Consider the following 18,459-nt stretch of genomic DNA (forward strand, 5'->3'; position numbering starts at 1 on the left):
TCCATCCTCGATTCATGACGTAGTGGGAAAATGAGTAAAGGGCTAGAACGATAACCCTTAGGGCAATAATCCCCAAGGATAGTAACCGAGGATGGTTAAAAAGCAATTGCCCCGGCTACTTAGAGGAATTGCTTCAGTGCAGCGGCCAACTTTTCTGAACTGTGTCGGCCAGTCAGATGGCCATGCTCATCAATTTCTTGCACATCGGCGAACACAACCTTGGCGTCCAGGCCATCGGCTGCTCGTTGCAGATAGGCCCTCTCGGTATCCGCGAGCGGCGTGTTGTCGTCGACAAGCACATAGTCAAGCTTCAGCTCAGGTGCGTGCTGCGAGAGCATGTGGATGTGGCGCTCGGAGGAAAAACCGGCGGTCTCCCCTGGCTCAGCGACCAAGTTCAGCACGACTGCGGTCGTGGCGGTGGTCTTCTGCAAGGCATCGAGGAGCTCGGGCACCTGTAGGTGTGGCAGCACCGAGGTAAACCATGAACCCGGGCCGAGCGTCACCAAATCAGCATTGAGAATTGCCTCAACCGCCTCTGGCGCCGCTGGTGGCTGCTCCGGAATAAGACGGATGCGGCGTACCTGGCCGGGCGTGGTGGCGACGGCAACTTGGCCGCGGACTTGGCGCACGACGCGGGCATCGACCTCGAGGCCTACGACTTCGGCTTCAATCTCCAATGGAATCGGAGACATGGGAACGACGCGGCCTTGGATTTGCAGCAGCCGACTGAGCTCGTCAAGTGCAGCGACTTCATTTCCCATCACACTGGTGAGACCGGCGATGATGAGATTGCCAACAGCATGGCCAGCCAATGCGCCGGTGCCACCGAAACGATGCTGGAGAGTCGTCTCCCACAAATCGCCCTTTTCTGTGTCCGCCGACAGAGCTGCCAGCGCCATACGCAAATCGCCCGGCGGAATCTGCCCCAATTCACGACGCAGACGACCGGAGGATCCACCGTCATCGGCGACGGTGACAACCGCAGTAACGTGATCGGCTACGCGCCGAGCAGCACGCAAGGTGGCGAAAAGTCCATGACCGCCGCCGAGGCAGGTAATCGATGTCAATTTTTACACCTCTTGGAGACCACTAGTTGCGATCGATATCACGGTGGACTACGTGAACATCGATTCCGGAGACTCCCTCAAGCTTCTTGGCCAGTGCCTCGGACATCGCCACACTGCGATGATGACCGCCGGTGCAGCCCACCGCGATAGTCATAAAGCTCTTGCCCTCTCGGCGGTAGCCGGGCAGCACAAGCTCAATCAAGTTGGTGACATTGTCTAAGAAGCCCTCAGCCTCTGGCTGCTGAAGCACATAGTCGGCGACGGCCTTGTTGGTACCGCGGCCGGCACGCAGCTCCGGCACCCAATATGGGTTGGGGAGAAAACGAACGTCGAAAAGCATATCGGCATCGCGCGGTGCACCGTGCTTGAACCCAAAGGACTCGATGGTGACCTGCTGGATCTTGTTGGTGGAATCCGACAGCTGGTGTTCCAACTCGCGGCGCAGATCGTGGACACTCATGTCAGAGGTATCAATGACCAAATCCGACATGCCCTTTATCGGCAGCAGCATCTGGCGCTCGGCGGCAATGCCCTGCGAGAGCGTGCCGTTTTCCTGCAGCGGATGCATGCGCCGCACAGAATCATAGCGGGCAATGAGGGTGTCATCATTGGCATCAAAGAAGATGACGTAGGGCTGACGTCCCTCATTGCGCAGGCCGTCAAGGACTTCACCTAGACTTCCGGCGAAAGCACGGGAACGCACATCGGTGACAATAGCCAGACGCTCCACCGGCGAGTCCGCCTCAAACGACAACTCGACCATTCGCATAATCAGTTCGGGTGGCAGGTTGTCGGCGACATACCAGCCCATCTCCTCGAGCACACTGGCAGCAGTATTGCGACCAGAGCCGGACATGCCGGTAATCAGCACAAGTGACTTTTCAGCCTGAGGGGAATAACCCGAAGTAACCATGCCCTCACTCTAATACAATTGCAGCACTTCGCTCTTGGTTTCGGTGACCTCGCTGATTAATTGGTGGCCGAAAATTACTCCTGTGAACTGGCTGAACTGTCCTTGCTTGATGCACCATCCGCAGCGTTCGCAGTGCCCGCAGTGCCCGCAGTGCTCGGGTGCAGATGCTCAAAGACATTCTTCGCCAGCATCGGGCCAAAGCCCGGTACCTCTTCAATCTGATCGACAGAGGCCTTCTTCAAAGCTGCGACGGACCCGAAGTGCTTCACCAGCTCGCTGCGGCGTGCCGGGCCCAGCCCCTTGACATCATCGAGTACCGAAGAACGCATGCGCTTGGAGCGCTGCTGCCTGTGATATGTGATGGCAAAGCGGTGTGCCTCATCGCGAATGCGCTGGATAAGGTACATCGCCTCGGAATTTCGAGGCAGAATCAACGGCTCATCGTCATCGGGAATCCACAGTTCTTCCAGCCGCTTGGCAATGCCGACGAGTGTCACATCGGTGACGCCGAGCTCATCGAGTACGGCTTGCGCGGCCGCGACCTGAGGTGCGCCGCCATCGACGATAAATAGCTGCGGCGGATAGGCGAACTTCCTACTTGTTCGCGCTTGCTCCTCCACCGCATCGGTAGTCTCCTCGACAAACATCTCGGATGAATCTTCCGGCATGGCCCGTTTATCCTCGTTGTGTCGCAGGAATCGGCGTCGCACGACTTCCGCGATGGAGCCAACGTCATCAGAGCGTCCGTCGCCAGCCGCTTCTTTAATGCGGTAACGGCGGTAATCGGATTTCTTCGGCAGCCCGTCTTCGAAAACCACGAGCGAGGCCACAACATCTGTGCCTTGAATATGTGAGATATCCGTACACTCGATGCGAAGCGGTGCTTCATCCATAAACAACGCGTCTTGCAGTTCCGACAGCGCTTGCGAGCGAGTCGTGAGATCGCCGCTGCGCTTGAGCTTGTGCTGCCGCAATGCCTCTACAGCGTTTTTGTGCACGGTCTCCATCAAGGTGCGCTTGTCACCGCGCTGTGGCACACGAATATCGACGTTTGTGCCGCGGATTTTTTCCAAGAATGCGGTGACTTCATCGATATCGTCCGGCATTGCTTGAACCAGAATTTCTCTCGGCACGACTTGGGCTGCGGTTGTGGTCTCATCGCCGTCAACATCCGCATGCTTGGCCGCATCGCCGTAGAACTGAGTGAGGAATTGCGTTAGCAGACCACCGAGACTGGGATCGGTCTCGCCTTCCTGGAACTCCGTGGTGGCGTATTCGCCGGATTTCTCCACTACCCAACCGCGCTGACCATAAATACGACCTGCTCGAACATGGAAAATTTGCACGGCGGCTTCCAGCTCGTCGGTTGCAAGCGCAATAAAGTCGGCATCGGCAGCGTCGGAAAGCACGACTGACTGGCGCTCCATGACCTTGTCAATGGCAGCGAGATTATCGCGCAGACTGGCGGCGCGCTCGAAGTCGAGTTCTTCGGCGGCCTGCTCCATTTCCTTCTTTAACCGCCTGGTCACAGGGCCGGTATTGCCAGACATGAAGCTGGTAAAACCCTTGACAATCTCGCGATGTTCCTCAGCGCTGACGCGCCCCACACATGGTGCCGAGCATTTGTCGATATATCCGAGCAGACAAGGACGCCCCAGCGCCTGCTGTCGGTTGAAAACGCCCTTGGAACAGGTACGAGCTGGGAAAACGCGCGTGAGCAAGTCCAGCGTTTCACGGATTGCCCAAGCGTGGGAGTATGGACCGAAGTAGCGGACACCCTTGCGGCGCGGGCCGCGGTAGAGAAACAGCCGCGGGTAGAGCTCACCGACACTGACGGCAAGCATGGGGTACGACTTATCGTCGCGGTACATGACATTGAACCGCGGATTAAATCGCTTAATCCAGGTGTACTCCAGCTGGAGCGCCTCGACTTCGTTATGAACGACAGTCCACGTCACCTTTGAGGCGGACTGCACCATTTGGCGGGTACGCGGATGCAGCCTGGTTAAGTCCTGGAAATAGTTCGACAGTCTCGCCCGCAGGTTCTTTGCCTTACCGACATAGAGCACACGGCCAGTCGAATCGAGAAAACGGTACACCCCCGGCTCCGTGGGAATGGTGCCGGGGGCGGGACGGTACTGAGAGGGGTCAGTCACTGAATGGTCCTTAAAGAAAAGAGCTAGTCCTCCGGCATGAACTTGTCTTCAAGTTCGCGGAAGCGCTGAACATTCTCCACGACGCGTGCGCCATCAGCGGACTGAATTGCCAGCATTGGCACGAACTCAAAGTCAGGCAGCTCTAGGCGAGCCCAGCGGGACTTCTTCGGGAAACTCAGACCGTAAATGTCGACCCACGGGTAGAACTTCGCATTGAGCAGGTTGCGCACCTCCACACCGTGAGCATTGACACGGACACGAGCGCGTGTCAGCAGCAGAATGAAACCGGCAATAATAATGCCGATCAGCGGGAATGCCAGCTGATCAATGAACGTCACGGTTGCACCGGTGTTACCAAAGTCAACAACGACACCCATGAAAATATGGATGGCAAGCACCAGAATTGAGCCGATAATCGCCCACATTTTCAGCTTCTGCGAAGTAATCTCCAGCAGCCACTGATCTCCACTTGCAGTGGCAGTGGCGGAATTCGACTGGCGTTCGGAGGTACTCAATTTACTCAGCTCCACCTTCACGAAGGGACTTCAGCACGGCGACGGTATGCAGCGCAGCGGCCATGGCCTCACGGCCCTTGTTTTCCACTGCCCCCTCGCCGCCGGCACGATCAATTGCCTGCTGTTCAGTGTTGCAGGTCAAAACGCCGTTGCCAACTGGAGTTTCACAATCCAAGGCAATGCGTGTGAGTCCCTCAGTCACCGAGTCGCAGACGTAGTCAAAGTGCGGCGTGCCGCCACGGATGACGCAGCCGAGCGCCACAACGGCGTCGTGCGTGCGCGCCAGTTGCTGGGCGACGACCGGAATCTCGAGTGCACCGACGACGGTCACGTCCGTCACCTGCGCGCCGACTTCCTCTGCCTGCGCAATTGCTTCACGACGAAGCTGCCCGGTGATTTTCTCATTCCAGTGCGAGGTGACCACACCGACTGTCACACCAGTGGAATCGGGAACCGAAACGTCTGGAAGACCTGCGCCACTCATCTACTGTGCTCCTTTTGTCTGTGTGCCGTGGGACTCCATGTACTCATCCAACCATGGCAGCTCATGGCCCATGCGTTCACGCTTTGTCAACAAGTATTTCAAGTTGTCCTCATTGACCTCAACCGGCACTGGTACGCGGCGGCTCATCTCCAGACCGTAGCCACCGAGACCAGCGCGCTTGGTCGGGTTATTGGTCAGCAGCGCCATGGTTTTGACTCCGAGATCCTGCAGAATCTGGGCACCAGTGCCGTATTCGCGGGCATCCGTCGGCAAGCCGAGCGCCAAATTAGCGTCGACCGTATCCGCGCCCTCATCCTGCAGGTGGTAGGCCTGCAGCTTCGGCATGAGGCCGATACCGCGGCCTTCGTGACCGCGCATGTAGAGAATGACACCACGGCCGGCCTCGTGAACCATCTGCATGGACTTGTGCAGCTGCTGACCGCAGTCGCAGCGACGCGAGCCCAGTGCGTCACCGGTGAGGCACTCAGAGTGGACGCGAACCAGCACATCATGGCCGTCATCAGAGGTGACATCGCCGACAACGAGGGCCACGTGCTCGACCCCGTCGACAAGGCTGCGGTAGCCGATTGCGCGGAAGTCGCCGTATTCGGTCGGCAGCTTGGTCTCCACCACGCGCTCTACCAGCTGCTCGTGACGGCGGCGGTACTCAATGAGCTGCTCAATGGAAATCAGCGACATGTCGTGCTTGTCGCAGAAACGACGCAGTTCCTCAGCACGTGCCATGGTCGTCGGATCCTCTTCGGAGACGACCTCACACAGCACACCGGCTGGGCGAAGCCCCGCAAGGCGGGCCAAATCGATGGATGCTTCGGTGTGACCTGCGCGAACCAGCACACCGCCCTCGCGGGCACGAAGTGGCACCACGTGGCCCGGGCGGGTGAAGTCATGCGGAGTGGATGTCGGGTCCGCCAACGTGCGAATAGTGTTGGCACGGTCGGTAGCGGAAATACCAGTGGTGCCGGTATTGGCATCAACCGTGACGGTGTAAGCGGTACCGCGGGCATCCTCATTTTCCGTCACCATCGGCGGCAGATTGAGACGCTCACAGTCCTCACCGGTTAGCGGCGCGCAGATGTAGCCGGAGGAATAGCGAACCATAAAGGCAATCAACTCTGGAGTTGCCTTTTCCGCCGCGAAGATAATATCGCCTTCGTTCTCGCGATCTTCGTCATCAACGACGACTACTGCCTTGCCGGCGGCAATGTCCGCGATAGCCTGCTCTACGGAATCGAACTTAATCACAGTCTTGTAGCTTATCTTTCCAGCATTTTCTCGACGTACTTGGCCAGTACATCGACTTCCAGATTGACCTTTGTGCCGATTCCGGCTTGTCCGATAACCGAGTCGGTGAGTGTGGTCGGAATCAGGCTGACCTCGAAAAATCCGTCACCAACTGCGGAGACCGTCAGCGACGTGCCATCGACGGCAATGGAGCCCTTCTCAACGACGTACTTTGCAAGCTGCTCGGGCAGCGAGATGCGGACAACTTCCCAGCGCTCGCCGGGAGTGCGCGAAATAACTTCCCCAGTGCCATCGACGTGTCCCTGCACAATATGGCCACCGAGACGCTGGCCGACGGCGGTTGCGCGCTCGAGGTTGACCTTGGAACCGACCTCAACTTGGCCCAGGCTCGAGCGGTCGAGGGTTTCCTGCATGAGGTCAGCGGTGAAGTAATCATCGCCAAAGTCAACGACTGTCAAGCAGACACCGTTGACAGCGATGGAGTCGCCGTGGTGGACGTCGTCAAGCACGGTGGCGCAGTGGATAGTCATGGTAATGGAGTCGGTTTCGCGCTTGATTTCGCGAACTTCGCCGAGCTCCTCAACGATTCCCGTAAACATGGTGGTGAGGCGAATCCTTTACTAGTAGCTATAACTCTAAGAATATTTGCAAAAATAACTCTAGTTGCTCGCCCCTTTAGTTTTTGCCACTTCGCACTGCTGTAATCAAAATGTCATCGCCGAGCTGTTCAACACCAGTCGTGCGAAACCGCGAGATATCGCTGATGGTGGTTTCATGCGTGGCGTTCGTCACCGGCAAACCTGCGCCCAAAAACGCAGGCGCGATATAGGACTCGATGGCGTCAACGGCATTGGCCTCGAGGAAAGCGCTGGCTAAGCGCGGGCCGCCTTCGACAAGCACGTCCACCAGCCCCATGTCAGCCATGGTTTCCAGCGCTACCTCAATGTCATGGGTGCGAATCTGCCTGAAATTCTCACCGCGAATAAGCGCATCGGCGCTAATCTCCGAGGTCCCCACTGCAATCCGCATCGGCTGCGTCGGCGCCAGCGCGCCATCCGGAGTACGCGCGGTAAGGCGTGGGTTGTCGGCGAGCACCGTGCCCGTTCCGACGACGATCGCTTGACGACGAGATCGGTCCACATGTACCCGCGCTCTGGCCTGCTCCCCCGTAATCCACTGCGAAGTGTGGTCGGTCGCGGCAGCGAAACCGTCGAGCGTGCCGGCCGTTTTCAACGTGATATGCGGGCGGCGGGCCTGTTGCCAATGCAGCCATGGCCGCAGATAACCATCGGCGACTCGGTCGCGCTGAAACTGCTCGACAACTTCAATGCCCTTGTATCGCAGCCACTGACTTCCACCTGCTGCCACCGGATTTGGGTCGGACACAGCGAAGATAACGCGTGCAATGCCAGCCTCAGCGAGAGCTTCTGTGCACGGTGGCGTACGACCAATGTGGTTACAGGGCTCAAGAGTTACCACTGCAGTGCCGCCTTGAGCCCGAGCTCCGGCCATCGCCAGCGCCTGCGGTTCGGCATGTCGCCCGCCAACGGGCTCTGTACCCGCAACTCCCACTGCAATCCCCTGCGCGTCCAGGACAACGCAGCCAATCGGCGGGTTAGGATACGTTGTACCGCGAACACGTTGACCGGCCTCGATGGCAAGTTCCATAGCAGCCGCATCACTGAGCGGCTGTGCAGAGACTAAATCGGGAAACTGAGCCACTGTACTGCCTTCTGACTACTGTGCAGCAGTGGCCAGCGCGCGCAGCTCGTCGACAGCGGCGGCGCGGTCCTCGGCCCCGAAGATGGCCGAGCCTGCAACGAAAGCATCACAACCAGCAGCGGCTGCGGACTCAATGGTCTTCGCGGAAATACCGCCGTCGATCTCAATCAGAGTATCCAGGCCATCAGCGTCAATGCGCTGACGCAGCTTTTCCACCTTTGCCAGCTGATCCGGCATGAAGGACTGCCCGCCAAAGCCCGGCTCGACGCTCATCACCAGGACCTCGTCGAATTCGGCGAGGTAATCGAGCCACGGCTCAATCGGGGTGCCTGGGCGCAGCGAAAAACCGGCCTTCGCACCCTGTGCACGGATCTGCCGAGCCAGCTCAATTGGATCTTCAGCTGCTTCGACGTGGAAGATAACTGACGAAGCACCGGCCTTAATGTAGGTGTCCACCCACTTTTCCGGGGCCTCAATCATCAGATGCACATCGAGGTACTTGTCGGTCACCTTTGCCACTGCTTCCAGCACAGGTGCACCGAAGGAGAGGTTAGGGACGAAGTGACCATCCATGACGTCGATATGCAGCCAATCTGCATTGGAAACCGACTCGACTTCGCGGTCGAGCCGAGCGAAATCAGCAGCGAGAATGGACGGGGCGATGATTGGTGCGTTCATATTGATTGAGCCTAGCCGTTTTTGCGCAAAACTGAGAAGAACATCGCATCGGTGCCATGCCTGTGTGGCCACATCTGCACTGATGGGAATGGCCCCACATCGGTCATGGGTGCCACCAATTCATGAGCATTGAGCTCGGTGACATCCAATTCCGCAACAGCCCTATCCACCGTGCCACGAGTTTCCAGCAAATGTGGCGAACAGGTCGAATACACGATGATGCCGCCGGGGCGAGCCAGTCGAACGGCCTCAGTGAGAAGCTCAAACTGCAGTGTGGTCAGCGCGTTGATATCCGATGGGGACTTACGCCAGCGTGCCTCTGGACGGCGACGCAGCGAACCCAAACCAGAACACGGAGCATCGACCAAAATGCGGTCATAGCCCCCTGCCAGACCAGGATTGCGGCCATCGGCGACGGTTACTGTGACCGGCAATCCGGCGGTTGCCTTTTCCACCAGTTTCGCGCGTGTCTCAGATACTTCCACGGCGTCGACGGTGGCTCCCTCAATGGCGGCGATACCACCGATAAAAGCTGCCTTACCACCTGGGCCAGAACATAAATCCAGCCAACGACCAGTATCTTCGCCAATAATTGGTGCCTTCGTCACCGCACGCGCAATCAGCTGTGAGCCCTCATCCTGAACCGCGGCCAGTCCCTGCCGCACAGGTTCCAATTCGCCTGGAGCGCCGGAGTCGAGCCGCACACAGTACGGCGACCACGGTCCCTGTTCCCCACCGGTAATCAGCGCTAGTTCCTCGGCGGAAATCTCACCGGGTCGAGCAACCAGATGAACCTGCGGGCGAGCATCATCAGCAGCCAGTGCGCGTTGCAGCTCACCGGCCTGTGCACCCAGCGCACGCGCAAACTCCATCGCAATCCAGCGCGGGTGGGCGTGCTTCATGGCCACATAACCAATCGGGTCCGACGCTGGATCCGGGGCGACCTCCGCTACCCATTCATCCTCAGTCTTTGTGGAGACCTTACGCAGGATGGCATTGACAAACCCGCGTGCACCGGGTCCAGCCACCTTGGCCACTGCGCGCACCGAGGTATCGACCGCCGCATACGCATCAACACGGGTACGCAGCAGCTGGTAGGTGCCCAAGCGCAGCACATCGAGCACCGGTCCGGCAATATCGCTGAGTGGGCGTGACGACGATGTCTCAATCACGGCATCCAACAGCCCCTCAGCCCGCAGCGTGCCGTAAGTCAACTCAGTGGCAAAAGCGGCGTCCCTACCCTTAATCTTTTGCTCTTTGAGCAGCTTGGGAAGCAGCAGATTGGCGTAGGCATCGTTCTCGCGAACTTCGGCAAGAACCTTCAGCGCAATCTTGCGCGGCTGATCAAGACCGCCCTGGTTGTCGCGGTTGCCACCGCGATTTTGCGGACCTCGGTTATGCCCACCGCGGTTATCCCCACCACGGCGCTGACCACTGCGGTTGTGACGGCCACGGTTAGTTTGGTTGTCGCCGCCGCGGCGCGGCTTAACGTGTGCCATTTATTCGCAGACCTTTCCACTGGGCTGGCTACCGCGCGCCCAATCGGCCGCGTCCATCATCTTCTTACCCTGTGGCTGCACCTTGTCCAGCTGGACATAGCCATCACCACAGCGCACCGATACGCGGTGCTTTTCCACCACCAATTCACCAGGTGTCGCAGGTGCATCCGCACTGGCGGTTGCCTGTCGCACTTCATCGACTGCGGCGCTGTCGTCGTCGTTAAGCGGTGAAAGCGCACCGACCTTCAGACGTGCGCCATCGAGCGTTGTCCATGCGCCAGGAGCAGGCGTAAATGCGCGGGCGCGACGGTCGATGAGATGCCGTGGCTGGGTCCACACAATGCGCGCGTCTTCCGGACCGAACTTGGATGCGTAACTGACGTCCTGTTCCGGCTGGGCGGTGGGACGCAGTGCGCCGGCTTCAATGCCGTCCATCGTGGCGGAGAGCAGGTCGGCACCGGAGTACGCCAAGCGAGTCAGCAGATCGTCAGCGGTGTCGGTCGGCTTAATGGCCTCGGTGACGGTGCCGAAAACCGGGCCGGTATCCAGGCCCTTTTCAATGCGGAACGTGCTCGCACCCGTAATCTCATCGCCGGCGGCGATAGCGGCCTGCACCGGCGCTGCGCCGCGCCATGCCGGCAGAAGTGAAAAGTGAAGGTTGACCCAGCCGTGCTGTGGGACGTCGAGCAGCTCTTCCGGCACGAGATTGCCGTAGGCGACGACCGGAATGCAGTCAACATTTAGATCGCGAATCTGCTGCTGGATCTCCTCATCCTTCAGCGAAGTCGGAGTCAGTGCCGGAATGCCGTGTTCCATAGCCAGCGCCTTCACCGGCGACGGCGACAGCGTCTTGCCACGGCCACGACGAGCATCGGGACGAGTGAGAACAGCGACAACCTCATGCCGACCATCGGTCAACAGCTTTTCTAAAGCGACAACAGCGGGTTCGGGAGTACCGGCAAAAATAAGGCGCACGGTAGACGGATCCTTCCTTAAGAGAAAACGTGAGCGCAGGCTCGTTACTGCGCGGGGCGAGCACTAGCGCCGGGTAGCGCGAATACTAGTCGCGCTTGGCAAACCATTCCTGCTCGCGCAGGGTGCGCATTGCCGTCTTGCGCTCTTCACCGGCAAGACGCTTCAAAAACAGCACACCATCCAAGTGGTCGCTCTCATGTTGCACGCAGCGGGCCAGCAGACCATCGGCCTCGAATGACACCGGCGCACCGTGACGGTCCTGGCCAGTGACGCGAACGCGGGCGTGACGCTCCACTACACCGCCCACACCCGGGATGGACAGGCAGCCCTCGGCCTCATGAACCTTGTCATCGCCAATGGCCTCCCACTGCGGATTGACGATGTGCCCACGCGTGCCCTCGCAGTCGTAGACAAAAACGCGCTGCAGCACGCCAACCTGGTTAGCGGCCAGCCCAACGCCCTGCTGCTGGTCCATTGTCTCCAGCATGTCATCAACCAGGTGCGACAGGGTCGCGTCAAAATCAGTGACGGTGTCCGCCTTGGACAGCAATACCGGATCGCCGAACAGACGTACCTCACGAACTGCCATAAGTCTTAGGCCTCCAAGAAAAATTTTGCGTGACTTAGTGGGATAATGCGGCTATTTTAGCAGTTAGCCAAAATTAACCGGATCGACAACGACGCGCACCGGCTCCGGGTCCTTCCTGGTCGCCCGCACCACCAGAGCTGCCTTTAGCGCCGCGCCGACCGTGCGCGCTTGACGACGGTCACAGCGAACCAACAACCGCTGAATAGGGGTGCCCGGTTCCACACCCGCCGGCGGCCTGGCACTGCGGGGAAGATCCACGGGACCGAGAATCTCAGCGCCCTCCGGAACGTCGAAGGATTCCAGGAAATTCCGCAAGCCTTCCTCCGTGCCATCGACAGCCGCCACGTAGTACGCCGGTGGCAGGGCTGCGGCGCTCCGGTCTGCAAGCTCGCGTTCGGCCGCACCGACTGCATCCCAAGCGAGCAAGTCGGCGACAGTTGGAATAGCCGCATCGGCATCGATGACAACGGCACCGCCGGAGCTCTTAGGCCGAGCCAAGTTCGCAGCCCGCGCCCAGTTGGCATAGGCCTCCTCATGAGCGCGCAAATCCTGCCTGCCCAGCATTGCCCAGGTATCCAGGAGCATGACGGCACCGTAGCCCTCCGGCGCTGCGGGTTCTGCACCAGGGGTGGCTACCACTACCCGAGGCCCCTCGGGAATCTCGTCCACGATTCTCTCACCCGAGGACGCGACAACCGGATGTGGGCTGAAAATTCGCCCAAACTCCTCCGCGGTGCGCTCACTGCCCAGCACTACCGGGCGGATTTTGGTGGAGCCACAGCTGTGACAACGATGGTGGATATCGATGCGCCCGCACCACCGACAGGTTGGCGGTGCGGGATCGTTGGGGTTATCCGTCGGTGGAATGCCCAGGGGGCCGTTACACCACCGACAGCGCGCCGGTGCGCCGCAACTGCGGCACGACAAAGTGGGCACATACCCCTTGCGCGGCACCTGTACCAGGACGGGCAGCTCTTCGCGCAGGGCGGCTTTGGCCCGTCGAAAAGCGACGGCGGGAAGACGGCCACGACTGACATCATCCGGATCGGTGGACGTGTCGGTCGACGCAATCATCTCCGGCATCGCTTCAGTGAGCACCTCGGTGTCCGCGACCAGATTGTGCGCCCACCCAGACGCGACGAGCAACTGCACCTCCGCCGTGCGACTGTGCGAGGCGAAAATGAGCCCACAGCCCTCCTGCGCACTGCGCGTGACCAGCACCTCGCGGGCATGAACATACGGCGAGCGCGGATCGACGAGGTTGTCATCGCCATCGTCGACAATCACCGCCAGGCGCAAGTTCTGCACCGGCGCGTAGGCTGCAGAGCGCGTGCCGACGACAATGCGTCCCTGACCATGCAGGATGTCCAGGTAGCGGCGGTAGCGCGACTCCGGTCCGAGGCCAGCTCCCAGCAGCGTGAGCTGGCGGGCGGAAATCAGCTCTCTAAACGCTGACTCAAACCGAGCTTGGCTGCGAGCATCCGGCACGATGATCAGCACTCCACCACCATCTCGGGCGATGGCCACGCTGAGCGCCGCCAGCAAGCGTTCTACTTCTTCGCCCGGAACCGGCTGCCACGCGGCCCGGGCAGGGGCACCAGCGCGCAATGAGTCAACGAAAGAACCGCCAAATACGTAGCGCTGCCAACCGCTGAGATCAGGGTCTTCGGTAGCAAGTTTGCCCAGCTCTTCCCAGGTAGGCGGGGTCTTGGCATTGCGTGCTCGCTCTGCCCTGGCGTGACGTGTCGGAATAGCTGAGCGAATGATGTTCGACCTAGTCGCACCGTAGTATTCCGCCAACGAGTCCACCAGATTGCGCAACTGCGGCGGATAGACCACCTCTGGGCTGATGACATCCTTGAGATAGGACAATTTACCTTCGTGCGCTGGCGTGGCGCAGCGCTCAAGCACCAGGGCGTTGACCAGTTGGCCGTGAAAGCGAATGCGAACGCGGCAGCCTACTTGGGCGTCGTCGCCGAGGGCTTTGGGGACTAGGTAATCAAATGGCCGATCCAGCTGCGGCAGCCCCAAAAGCGGAAGCACCCGCGCAACCGGCAGCGTCTCAGCTGCCGCGGCGGGTGCAAATGGGGTATCGGTCATAGAGTCATACTCTACTTCCCTGCCCGGATTGGCGGGTTTGGGGACTGCGCTTGGGCTGGCGGACTAGCCCAGACCAGCAGCTGCGCGAAGCTCGTCAACGCGGTCCAGGCGCTCCCATGGCAGATCCAGGTCGGTGCGGCCGAAGTGACCGTAGGTGGCTGCCTGTGCATAAATTGGGCGCAGCAGGTCCAAGTCGCGGATGATGGCTGCCGGGCGCAGGTCAAAGACCTTGTTGATAGCTTCCTGAATGATCTCGGCCGGTACGTGGCCGGTGCCGAAAGTATCAACGTAAAGACCCACCGGGCGTGCTCGGCCAATGGCGTAGGCAACCTGAATCTCGATGCGATCAGCCAGGCCCGCGGCAACCGCATTCTTGGCAACCCAACGAGTGGCGTACGCTGCGGAGCGGTCCACCTTTGACGGATCCTTACCGGAGAAAGCGCCACCGCCATGGCGAGCCATGCCCCCGTAGGTGTCAACGATAATCTTGCGGCCAGTAAGTCCAGCATCGCCCATCGGGCCACCGATAATGAATTGTCCCGACGGATTTACCAGCAACTTCAGCTCATCGGTGACGAAGCGCTCACGCAGGTTGGCATCATCGAGCACCCACTCGACCACATGAGTCTTAATCTGGTCCGCAATCCAATCCTGGCTGACATCCGGGTCATGCTGCGTGGAAACCACCACGGTATCGAGGTAAACCGGGTTATTGTCCTCGTCGTAAGCAAATGTGACCTGCGTCTTGCCGTCCGGACGCAGCGACGGGACAATCCCTTCCTTGCGCACCTGAGTCAGGCGGCGTGCCAGGCGGTGTGCCAGGGCAATCGGTAGTGGCATGTACTCAGGAGTCTCGTTGGTGGCGTAACCGAACATCAGGCCCTGGTCGCCTGCACCCTTGAGGTCCTCGATTTCGACTTCGCCGTCTGCACTGCGAGCCTCCAAAGACGTGGAAACACCGGCGTTAATATCCGATGACTGCTCACCGATGGAAACAGACACACCACAGGTCTTACCGTCGAATCCCTTTTCCGAGGAGTCAAAGCCAATTTCCTTCAGACGGCTGCGCACGATGCCCGGGATATCGACGTAGCTCTTGGTACGCACTTCACCGACAACGTGCACAAGGCCGGTGGTCACGACAGTTTCCACTGCGACCATTGAATCCGGATCCTGCGCGAGCATAGCGTCAAGAATCGAGTCCGAGATGGAGTCACAGATCTTATCTGGGTGCCCCTCGGTAACAGATTCACTGGAAAATAGCCGAAGATTAGAGGCCACGAGCGGTACAACTTCCTTCCAGGTTTACTTCCCCACACGTTGAAAAATGATGGGGAACATCAATTTGTCTAAATGAGTATAGACCAAGCGGTTCAGTTTGGCTGACAGCCGACCCCCATTTTTGGCCATCGAGCCACGCCGACTAGTTCATTTCCCGCAGCTTTACGACGGCATCGAGAATCGAACCTGCAACCGAGAACTTCGACCCCCGCGGAACATCCCACTGCTTCCCATCTGCAGACAGCAACCAGCCGACATTGTCCTTTGAACCAAATGTCTGGCCACCTGAGACATCGTTGCACATCAGCAGGTCACAGCCCTTACGCACAATCTTCTGCTTAGCCAGCTCCAGTGGCGTGGCGTCCGTATCACCGGTCTCCGCAGCAAAGCCGACCATTGTCGTCTCCGCATCAATTTCGCCTGCTTTCCGACGCTCAACAGTAGTAGCCAAAATATCTGGATTCTCCACCAGCTCAATTCGGCTCAGTGCGTCGTCGGCCACGCCCTTTTTCATCTTCGATTCCGCTGTGGAAGAAGGACGGAAATCAGCCACGGCAGCCGCGAAGATACACACATCCGCTGTCGTGGCGTGCTCTGCCACAGCGTCGGCCAAATCCAGGGCGGAGTCAATATCGACGACGGTTGCGCCCAGTGGTGTCGGTAGCTGATCGGTATGCCCGGCAATCAAGGTGACTTCGGCACCGCGCTGAGCAGCCATTTCGGCGAGCGCGAAGCCCTGGCGACCGGAAGAATGGTTGCCGATAAAGCGCACCGGATCGATGGCCTCGCGAGTACCGCCGGCGGTAATCATCACTCGCGTTCCCTCCAGATCACGGCGGAAATGGTTTGGGTTTTCCACTGCAGCCAGTGCCAACGCCACAATCTGCTCCGGCTCCGGCAGACGACCGGGGCCACTGTCCTTGCCAGTGAGACGGCCATGTGCCGGATCGAGCACAATGGTGCCGTGGCGACGCAGGGTCGCGACATTATCGCGGGTAGCCGGATGATTCCACATCTCCGTGTGCATGGCAGGTGCCAGCACAACCGGGCAGGTGGCCACGAGCAGCGTTGCGGTGAGCAGATCGTCGGCACGCCCGTGTGCTGCGCGCGCCATGAAATCCGCAGTCGCCGGAACGACGACGACCAAATCGGCTTCCTGACCGACACGGACGTGCTGAACCTCATCGACGGCGTCGAAGACTGTCGTGGAAACTGGATTGCCCGACAGCGCCTCAAACGTTGCGGCCCCAACAAAGTTCAGTGCGGATTCGGTCGGAACAACGCGCACGTCGTGACCGAGTTCCTTGAAGCCGCGAATGACGTGTGCGGCCTTATATGCAGCAATGCCGCCGGCAACCCCGACGACAACCTTTAAAGATTCGGATACGTCAGCATTGCCAGCGGCATGCATAAAAATCTCCTTTAAGGAAATGTTTTAGCCCTCAGTGTGGTCAAGCAGACCAGCGTTAATCTCACGCAGGGCGATGGACAAAGGCTTCTCCGCGACCCCCGGGGTTACCAGCGGGCCAACGTACTCCAGCATGCCTTCGTCAACCTGCTGGTAGTAGTCGTTAATCTGACGGGCACGCTTCGCAGCGAAGATCGCCAGAGCGTACTTCGATGAAGCCTTCGTCAGCAGCTCATCAATCGGCGGGTTGGTGATACCAACTGGCGGATCGAACACTGCCTCAGTGGCGGTATTTTCCTGGGTCACGAGAAATCTTTCCTCAATAAAACGTGGGTTAGTAAAAGATGGCGCGACGTAACCACGCCTCACCATCCATATTGCGCAATCGCTGTGCTATTTACCAGCAGTCAGCGCTCGAGCGATGGCAGCCGCAGCCTCATCGACGTTGTCATTGATAACAACCTCGTCGAATTCGTGCTGTGCATCCATTTCAACTCGCGCCGTTTCAAGGCGACGCTTGACTTGTGCCTCGGTTTCCGTGCCACGACCAGTGAGCCTATCGACGAGGATTTCCCAGCTTGGCGGAGCCAAAAACAGCAGATGAGCGTTCGGAGCTACCTTGCGGATGGAACGGGCACCTGCCAGGTCCACCTCTACGAGAACCGGACGCCCTTCGGCGAGGGCCTTCTCCACGGGGCCACGCGGCGTACCAGAACGCTGCAGACCACCGTGGATATCAGCCCATTCGAGCATCTCGCCGGCATCAATATGCTCTTGGAACTTCTCCGGAGTGACGAAGAAGTAGTCGCGACCATCGACCTCACCGGGCCGTGCGGCCCGAGTGGTCATGGAAACGCTGAAGTACAGGCCGGGAACTTCGGCGCGCAGCCGACTCACAACAGTGGACTTACCAACACCGGCGGGGCCGGCGAGGACTACCAACTGAGCATCTTCATTCCCGGTCACGGCAACTAGTCCTCCACTGCGTAGCCGAAACGCTCCAGCAGAGCACGACGCTGACGGTCACCCAGGCCACGCAGACGGCGGGTCTGAGCAATCTCCAGGTCATTCATGATGTCCTGTGCCTTGACCTTGCCGACCTTCGGCAGAGCCTCGAGCAGAGCGGAGACCTTCATCTTGCCGATGATCTCATTCTCGTCAGCCTGCTTGAGCACCTCTGGCAGGTCGATAGCGCCACGCTTCAGCTTGTCCTTGAGCTCTGCGCGCACCTTGCGGGCCTGAGCTGCCTTCTCGAGTGCTGCTGCACGCTGCTCCGGGGTCAACTGCGGAAGGGCCACGTGTTCCTCCGTAAAAATAGATTGTTTAGTTTCTTGTTTCAGTTGCACGAGCCCCGCACCCACCAAAGACAGGCGACGACACTGTGCTCAACGATTGGTGACCGTACCGCATTTACTGCGTTTAGCTGCAAATGCTGCCGGGGTGTCGATAAAAATCACACCTGGGATATTTACGTCCCATCTTTTCGGTCATGGCCAACCAACTCCGGCGATTGTAGCACCGTTTGCCCAGGAGATTGGAAATTGACCACGGTTTTTACACAAAAGGCGGCAGCCTCGACAGCTAGGCGGATTGCCTACCGCGATACCGCCGCCGGAAAGCAGCGAGCGCTGAACGCACGCCGCTTCGCGTTACCAGGTCGCAAACGATGCAAGAAGAACAAGTAACGGTGCTAACAAAGTGATGAACGCAAGTACACCTAGAGCGGAGCTGCGTCTTAGAATGGCAATAATGGTGATTGTGATCACCGATGCAGCCACCAATACTGTCGCTACAATGCTCAATAGCCGC

At 59.2% G+C, this 18,459-nt stretch carries 18 protein-coding genes; all 18 read right to left on the bottom strand.

What is annotated here, in order from left to right:
* Positions 1 to 119 precede the first annotated feature (119 nt).
* The 18 genes from yvcK to mihF all read right to left on the bottom strand — a co-directional run bounded on the left by yvcK (position 120) and on the right by mihF (position 17,948).
* Complete coding sequence (gene yvcK / locus Q4E11_RS00770) at positions 120 to 1,067, bottom strand: uridine diphosphate-N-acetylglucosamine-binding protein YvcK (protein WP_303162770.1); 948 nt, start codon at positions 1,065 to 1,067, stop codon at positions 120 to 122.
* 22 nt (positions 1,068 to 1,089) lie between these two features.
* Positions 1,090 to 1,980, bottom strand: coding sequence for an RNase adapter RapZ (rapZ, locus tag Q4E11_RS00775; protein WP_303162771.1), 891 nt, complete (start codon positions 1,978 to 1,980; stop codon positions 1,090 to 1,092).
* Between the two features lie 74 nt (positions 1,981 to 2,054).
* Complete coding sequence (uvrC, locus tag Q4E11_RS00780) at positions 2,055 to 4,136, bottom strand: excinuclease ABC subunit UvrC (RefSeq protein WP_303162773.1); 2,082 nt, start codon at positions 4,134 to 4,136, stop codon at positions 2,055 to 2,057.
* A 23-nt stretch (positions 4,137 to 4,159) separates the two neighbouring features.
* Positions 4,160 to 4,651: a PH domain-containing protein gene (locus tag Q4E11_RS00785; protein WP_303162774.1), complete on the bottom strand. Its 492-nt coding sequence runs from the start codon at positions 4,649 to 4,651 to the stop codon at positions 4,160 to 4,162.
* A 1-nt stretch (position 4,652) separates the two neighbouring features.
* Entirely contained in the window at positions 4,653 to 5,135 is a 483-nt protein-coding gene (gene ribH, locus Q4E11_RS00790; protein ID WP_303162775.1) for a 6,7-dimethyl-8-ribityllumazine synthase, read from the bottom strand.
* Complete coding sequence (locus Q4E11_RS00795) at positions 5,136 to 6,398, bottom strand: bifunctional 3,4-dihydroxy-2-butanone-4-phosphate synthase/GTP cyclohydrolase II (protein WP_303162776.1); 1,263 nt, start codon at positions 6,396 to 6,398, stop codon at positions 5,136 to 5,138.
* 11 nt (positions 6,399 to 6,409) lie between these two features.
* Positions 6,410 to 6,997 carry a riboflavin synthase gene (locus Q4E11_RS00800; RefSeq protein WP_303162777.1) on the bottom strand — a complete coding sequence of 196 codons (588 nt, stop codon included), beginning with the start codon at positions 6,995 to 6,997 and terminating at the stop codon, positions 6,410 to 6,412.
* Positions 6,998 to 7,073: 76 nt separating this feature from the next.
* Positions 7,074 to 8,120: a bifunctional diaminohydroxyphosphoribosylaminopyrimidine deaminase/5-amino-6-(5-phosphoribosylamino)uracil reductase RibD gene (ribD, locus tag Q4E11_RS00805; protein WP_303162778.1), complete on the bottom strand. Its 1,047-nt coding sequence runs from the start codon at positions 8,118 to 8,120 to the stop codon at positions 7,074 to 7,076.
* A 15-nt stretch (positions 8,121 to 8,135) separates the two neighbouring features.
* Complete coding sequence (gene rpe, locus Q4E11_RS00810; protein WP_303162780.1) at positions 8,136 to 8,798, bottom strand: ribulose-phosphate 3-epimerase; 663 nt, start codon at positions 8,796 to 8,798, stop codon at positions 8,136 to 8,138.
* 11 nt (positions 8,799 to 8,809) lie between these two features.
* Complete coding sequence (locus Q4E11_RS00815; RefSeq protein ID WP_303162781.1) at positions 8,810 to 10,297, bottom strand: transcription antitermination factor NusB; 1,488 nt, start codon at positions 10,295 to 10,297, stop codon at positions 8,810 to 8,812.
* Positions 10,298 to 11,272, bottom strand: a complete 975-nt coding sequence (gene fmt, locus Q4E11_RS00820) for a methionyl-tRNA formyltransferase (RefSeq protein WP_303162782.1) — start codon at positions 11,270 to 11,272, stop codon at positions 10,298 to 10,300. It lies immediately after the preceding gene.
* Positions 11,273 to 11,357: 85 nt separating this feature from the next.
* Positions 11,358 to 11,861, bottom strand: a complete 504-nt coding sequence (gene def / locus Q4E11_RS00825; RefSeq protein WP_303162783.1) for a peptide deformylase — start codon at positions 11,859 to 11,861, stop codon at positions 11,358 to 11,360.
* A 63-nt stretch (positions 11,862 to 11,924) separates the two neighbouring features.
* Positions 11,925 to 13,961, bottom strand: a complete 2,037-nt coding sequence (locus Q4E11_RS00830) for a primosomal protein N' (protein WP_303162784.1) — start codon at positions 13,959 to 13,961, stop codon at positions 11,925 to 11,927.
* A 63-nt stretch (positions 13,962 to 14,024) separates the two neighbouring features.
* Positions 14,025 to 15,242: a methionine adenosyltransferase gene (gene metK / locus Q4E11_RS00835; RefSeq protein WP_303162785.1), complete on the bottom strand. Its 1,218-nt coding sequence runs from the start codon at positions 15,240 to 15,242 to the stop codon at positions 14,025 to 14,027.
* 142 nt (positions 15,243 to 15,384) lie between these two features.
* Positions 15,385 to 16,653 (bottom strand): bifunctional phosphopantothenoylcysteine decarboxylase/phosphopantothenate--cysteine ligase CoaBC, encoded by a 1,269-nt coding sequence (gene coaBC, locus Q4E11_RS00840; RefSeq protein WP_303162786.1) that lies wholly within the window; start codon positions 16,651 to 16,653, stop codon positions 15,385 to 15,387.
* A gap of 24 nt (positions 16,654 to 16,677) precedes the next feature.
* On the bottom strand, positions 16,678 to 16,956 hold the full coding sequence (gene rpoZ / locus Q4E11_RS00845) for a DNA-directed RNA polymerase subunit omega (protein WP_303162788.1): 279 nt from the start codon (positions 16,954 to 16,956) through the stop codon (positions 16,678 to 16,680).
* Between the two features lie 87 nt (positions 16,957 to 17,043).
* A complete protein-coding gene (gmk, locus tag Q4E11_RS00850) occupies positions 17,044 to 17,616 on the bottom strand; it encodes a guanylate kinase (RefSeq protein ID WP_303162789.1) in 573 nt (190 codons plus the stop codon).
* Positions 17,617 to 17,621: 5 nt separating this feature from the next.
* Positions 17,622 to 17,948, bottom strand: a complete 327-nt coding sequence (gene mihF, locus Q4E11_RS00855; RefSeq protein WP_016422714.1) for an integration host factor, actinobacterial type — start codon at positions 17,946 to 17,948, stop codon at positions 17,622 to 17,624.
* Positions 17,949 to 18,459: the final 511 nt, after the last annotated feature.

The sequence above is a fragment of the Corynebacterium sp. genome (assembly GCF_030532195.1).
Taxonomy (GTDB): Bacteria; Actinomycetota; Actinomycetes; order Mycobacteriales; family Mycobacteriaceae; genus Corynebacterium.

Bases quoted from the DNA above. Each gene is read 5' to 3' on its own strand.
- rapZ (WP_303162771.1), bottom strand. From the start codon at position 1,980: ATGGTTACTTCGGGTTATTCCCCTCAGGCTGAAAAGTCACTTGTGCTG.
- ribH (WP_303162775.1), bottom strand. From the start codon at position 5,135: ATGAGTGGCGCAGGTCTTCCAGACGTTTCGGTTCCCGATTCCACTGGT.
- Q4E11_RS00800 (WP_303162777.1), bottom strand. From the start codon at position 6,997: ATGTTTACGGGAATCGTTGAGGAGCTCGGCGAAGTTCGCGAAATCAAG.
- rpe (WP_303162780.1), bottom strand. From the start codon at position 8,798: ATGAACGCACCAATCATCGCCCCGTCCATTCTCGCTGCTGATTTCGCT.
- Q4E11_RS00815 (WP_303162781.1), bottom strand. From the start codon at position 10,297: ATGGCACACGTTAAGCCGCGCCGCGGCGGCGACAACCAAACTAACCGT.
- def (WP_303162783.1), bottom strand. From the start codon at position 11,861: ATGGCAGTTCGTGAGGTACGTCTGTTCGGCGATCCGGTATTGCTGTCC.
- Q4E11_RS00830 (WP_303162784.1), bottom strand. From the start codon at position 13,961: ATGACCGATACCCCATTTGCACCCGCCGCGGCAGCTGAGACGCTGCCG.
- coaBC (WP_303162786.1), bottom strand. From the start codon at position 16,653: ATGCATGCCGCTGGCAATGCTGACGTATCCGAATCTTTAAAGGTTGTC.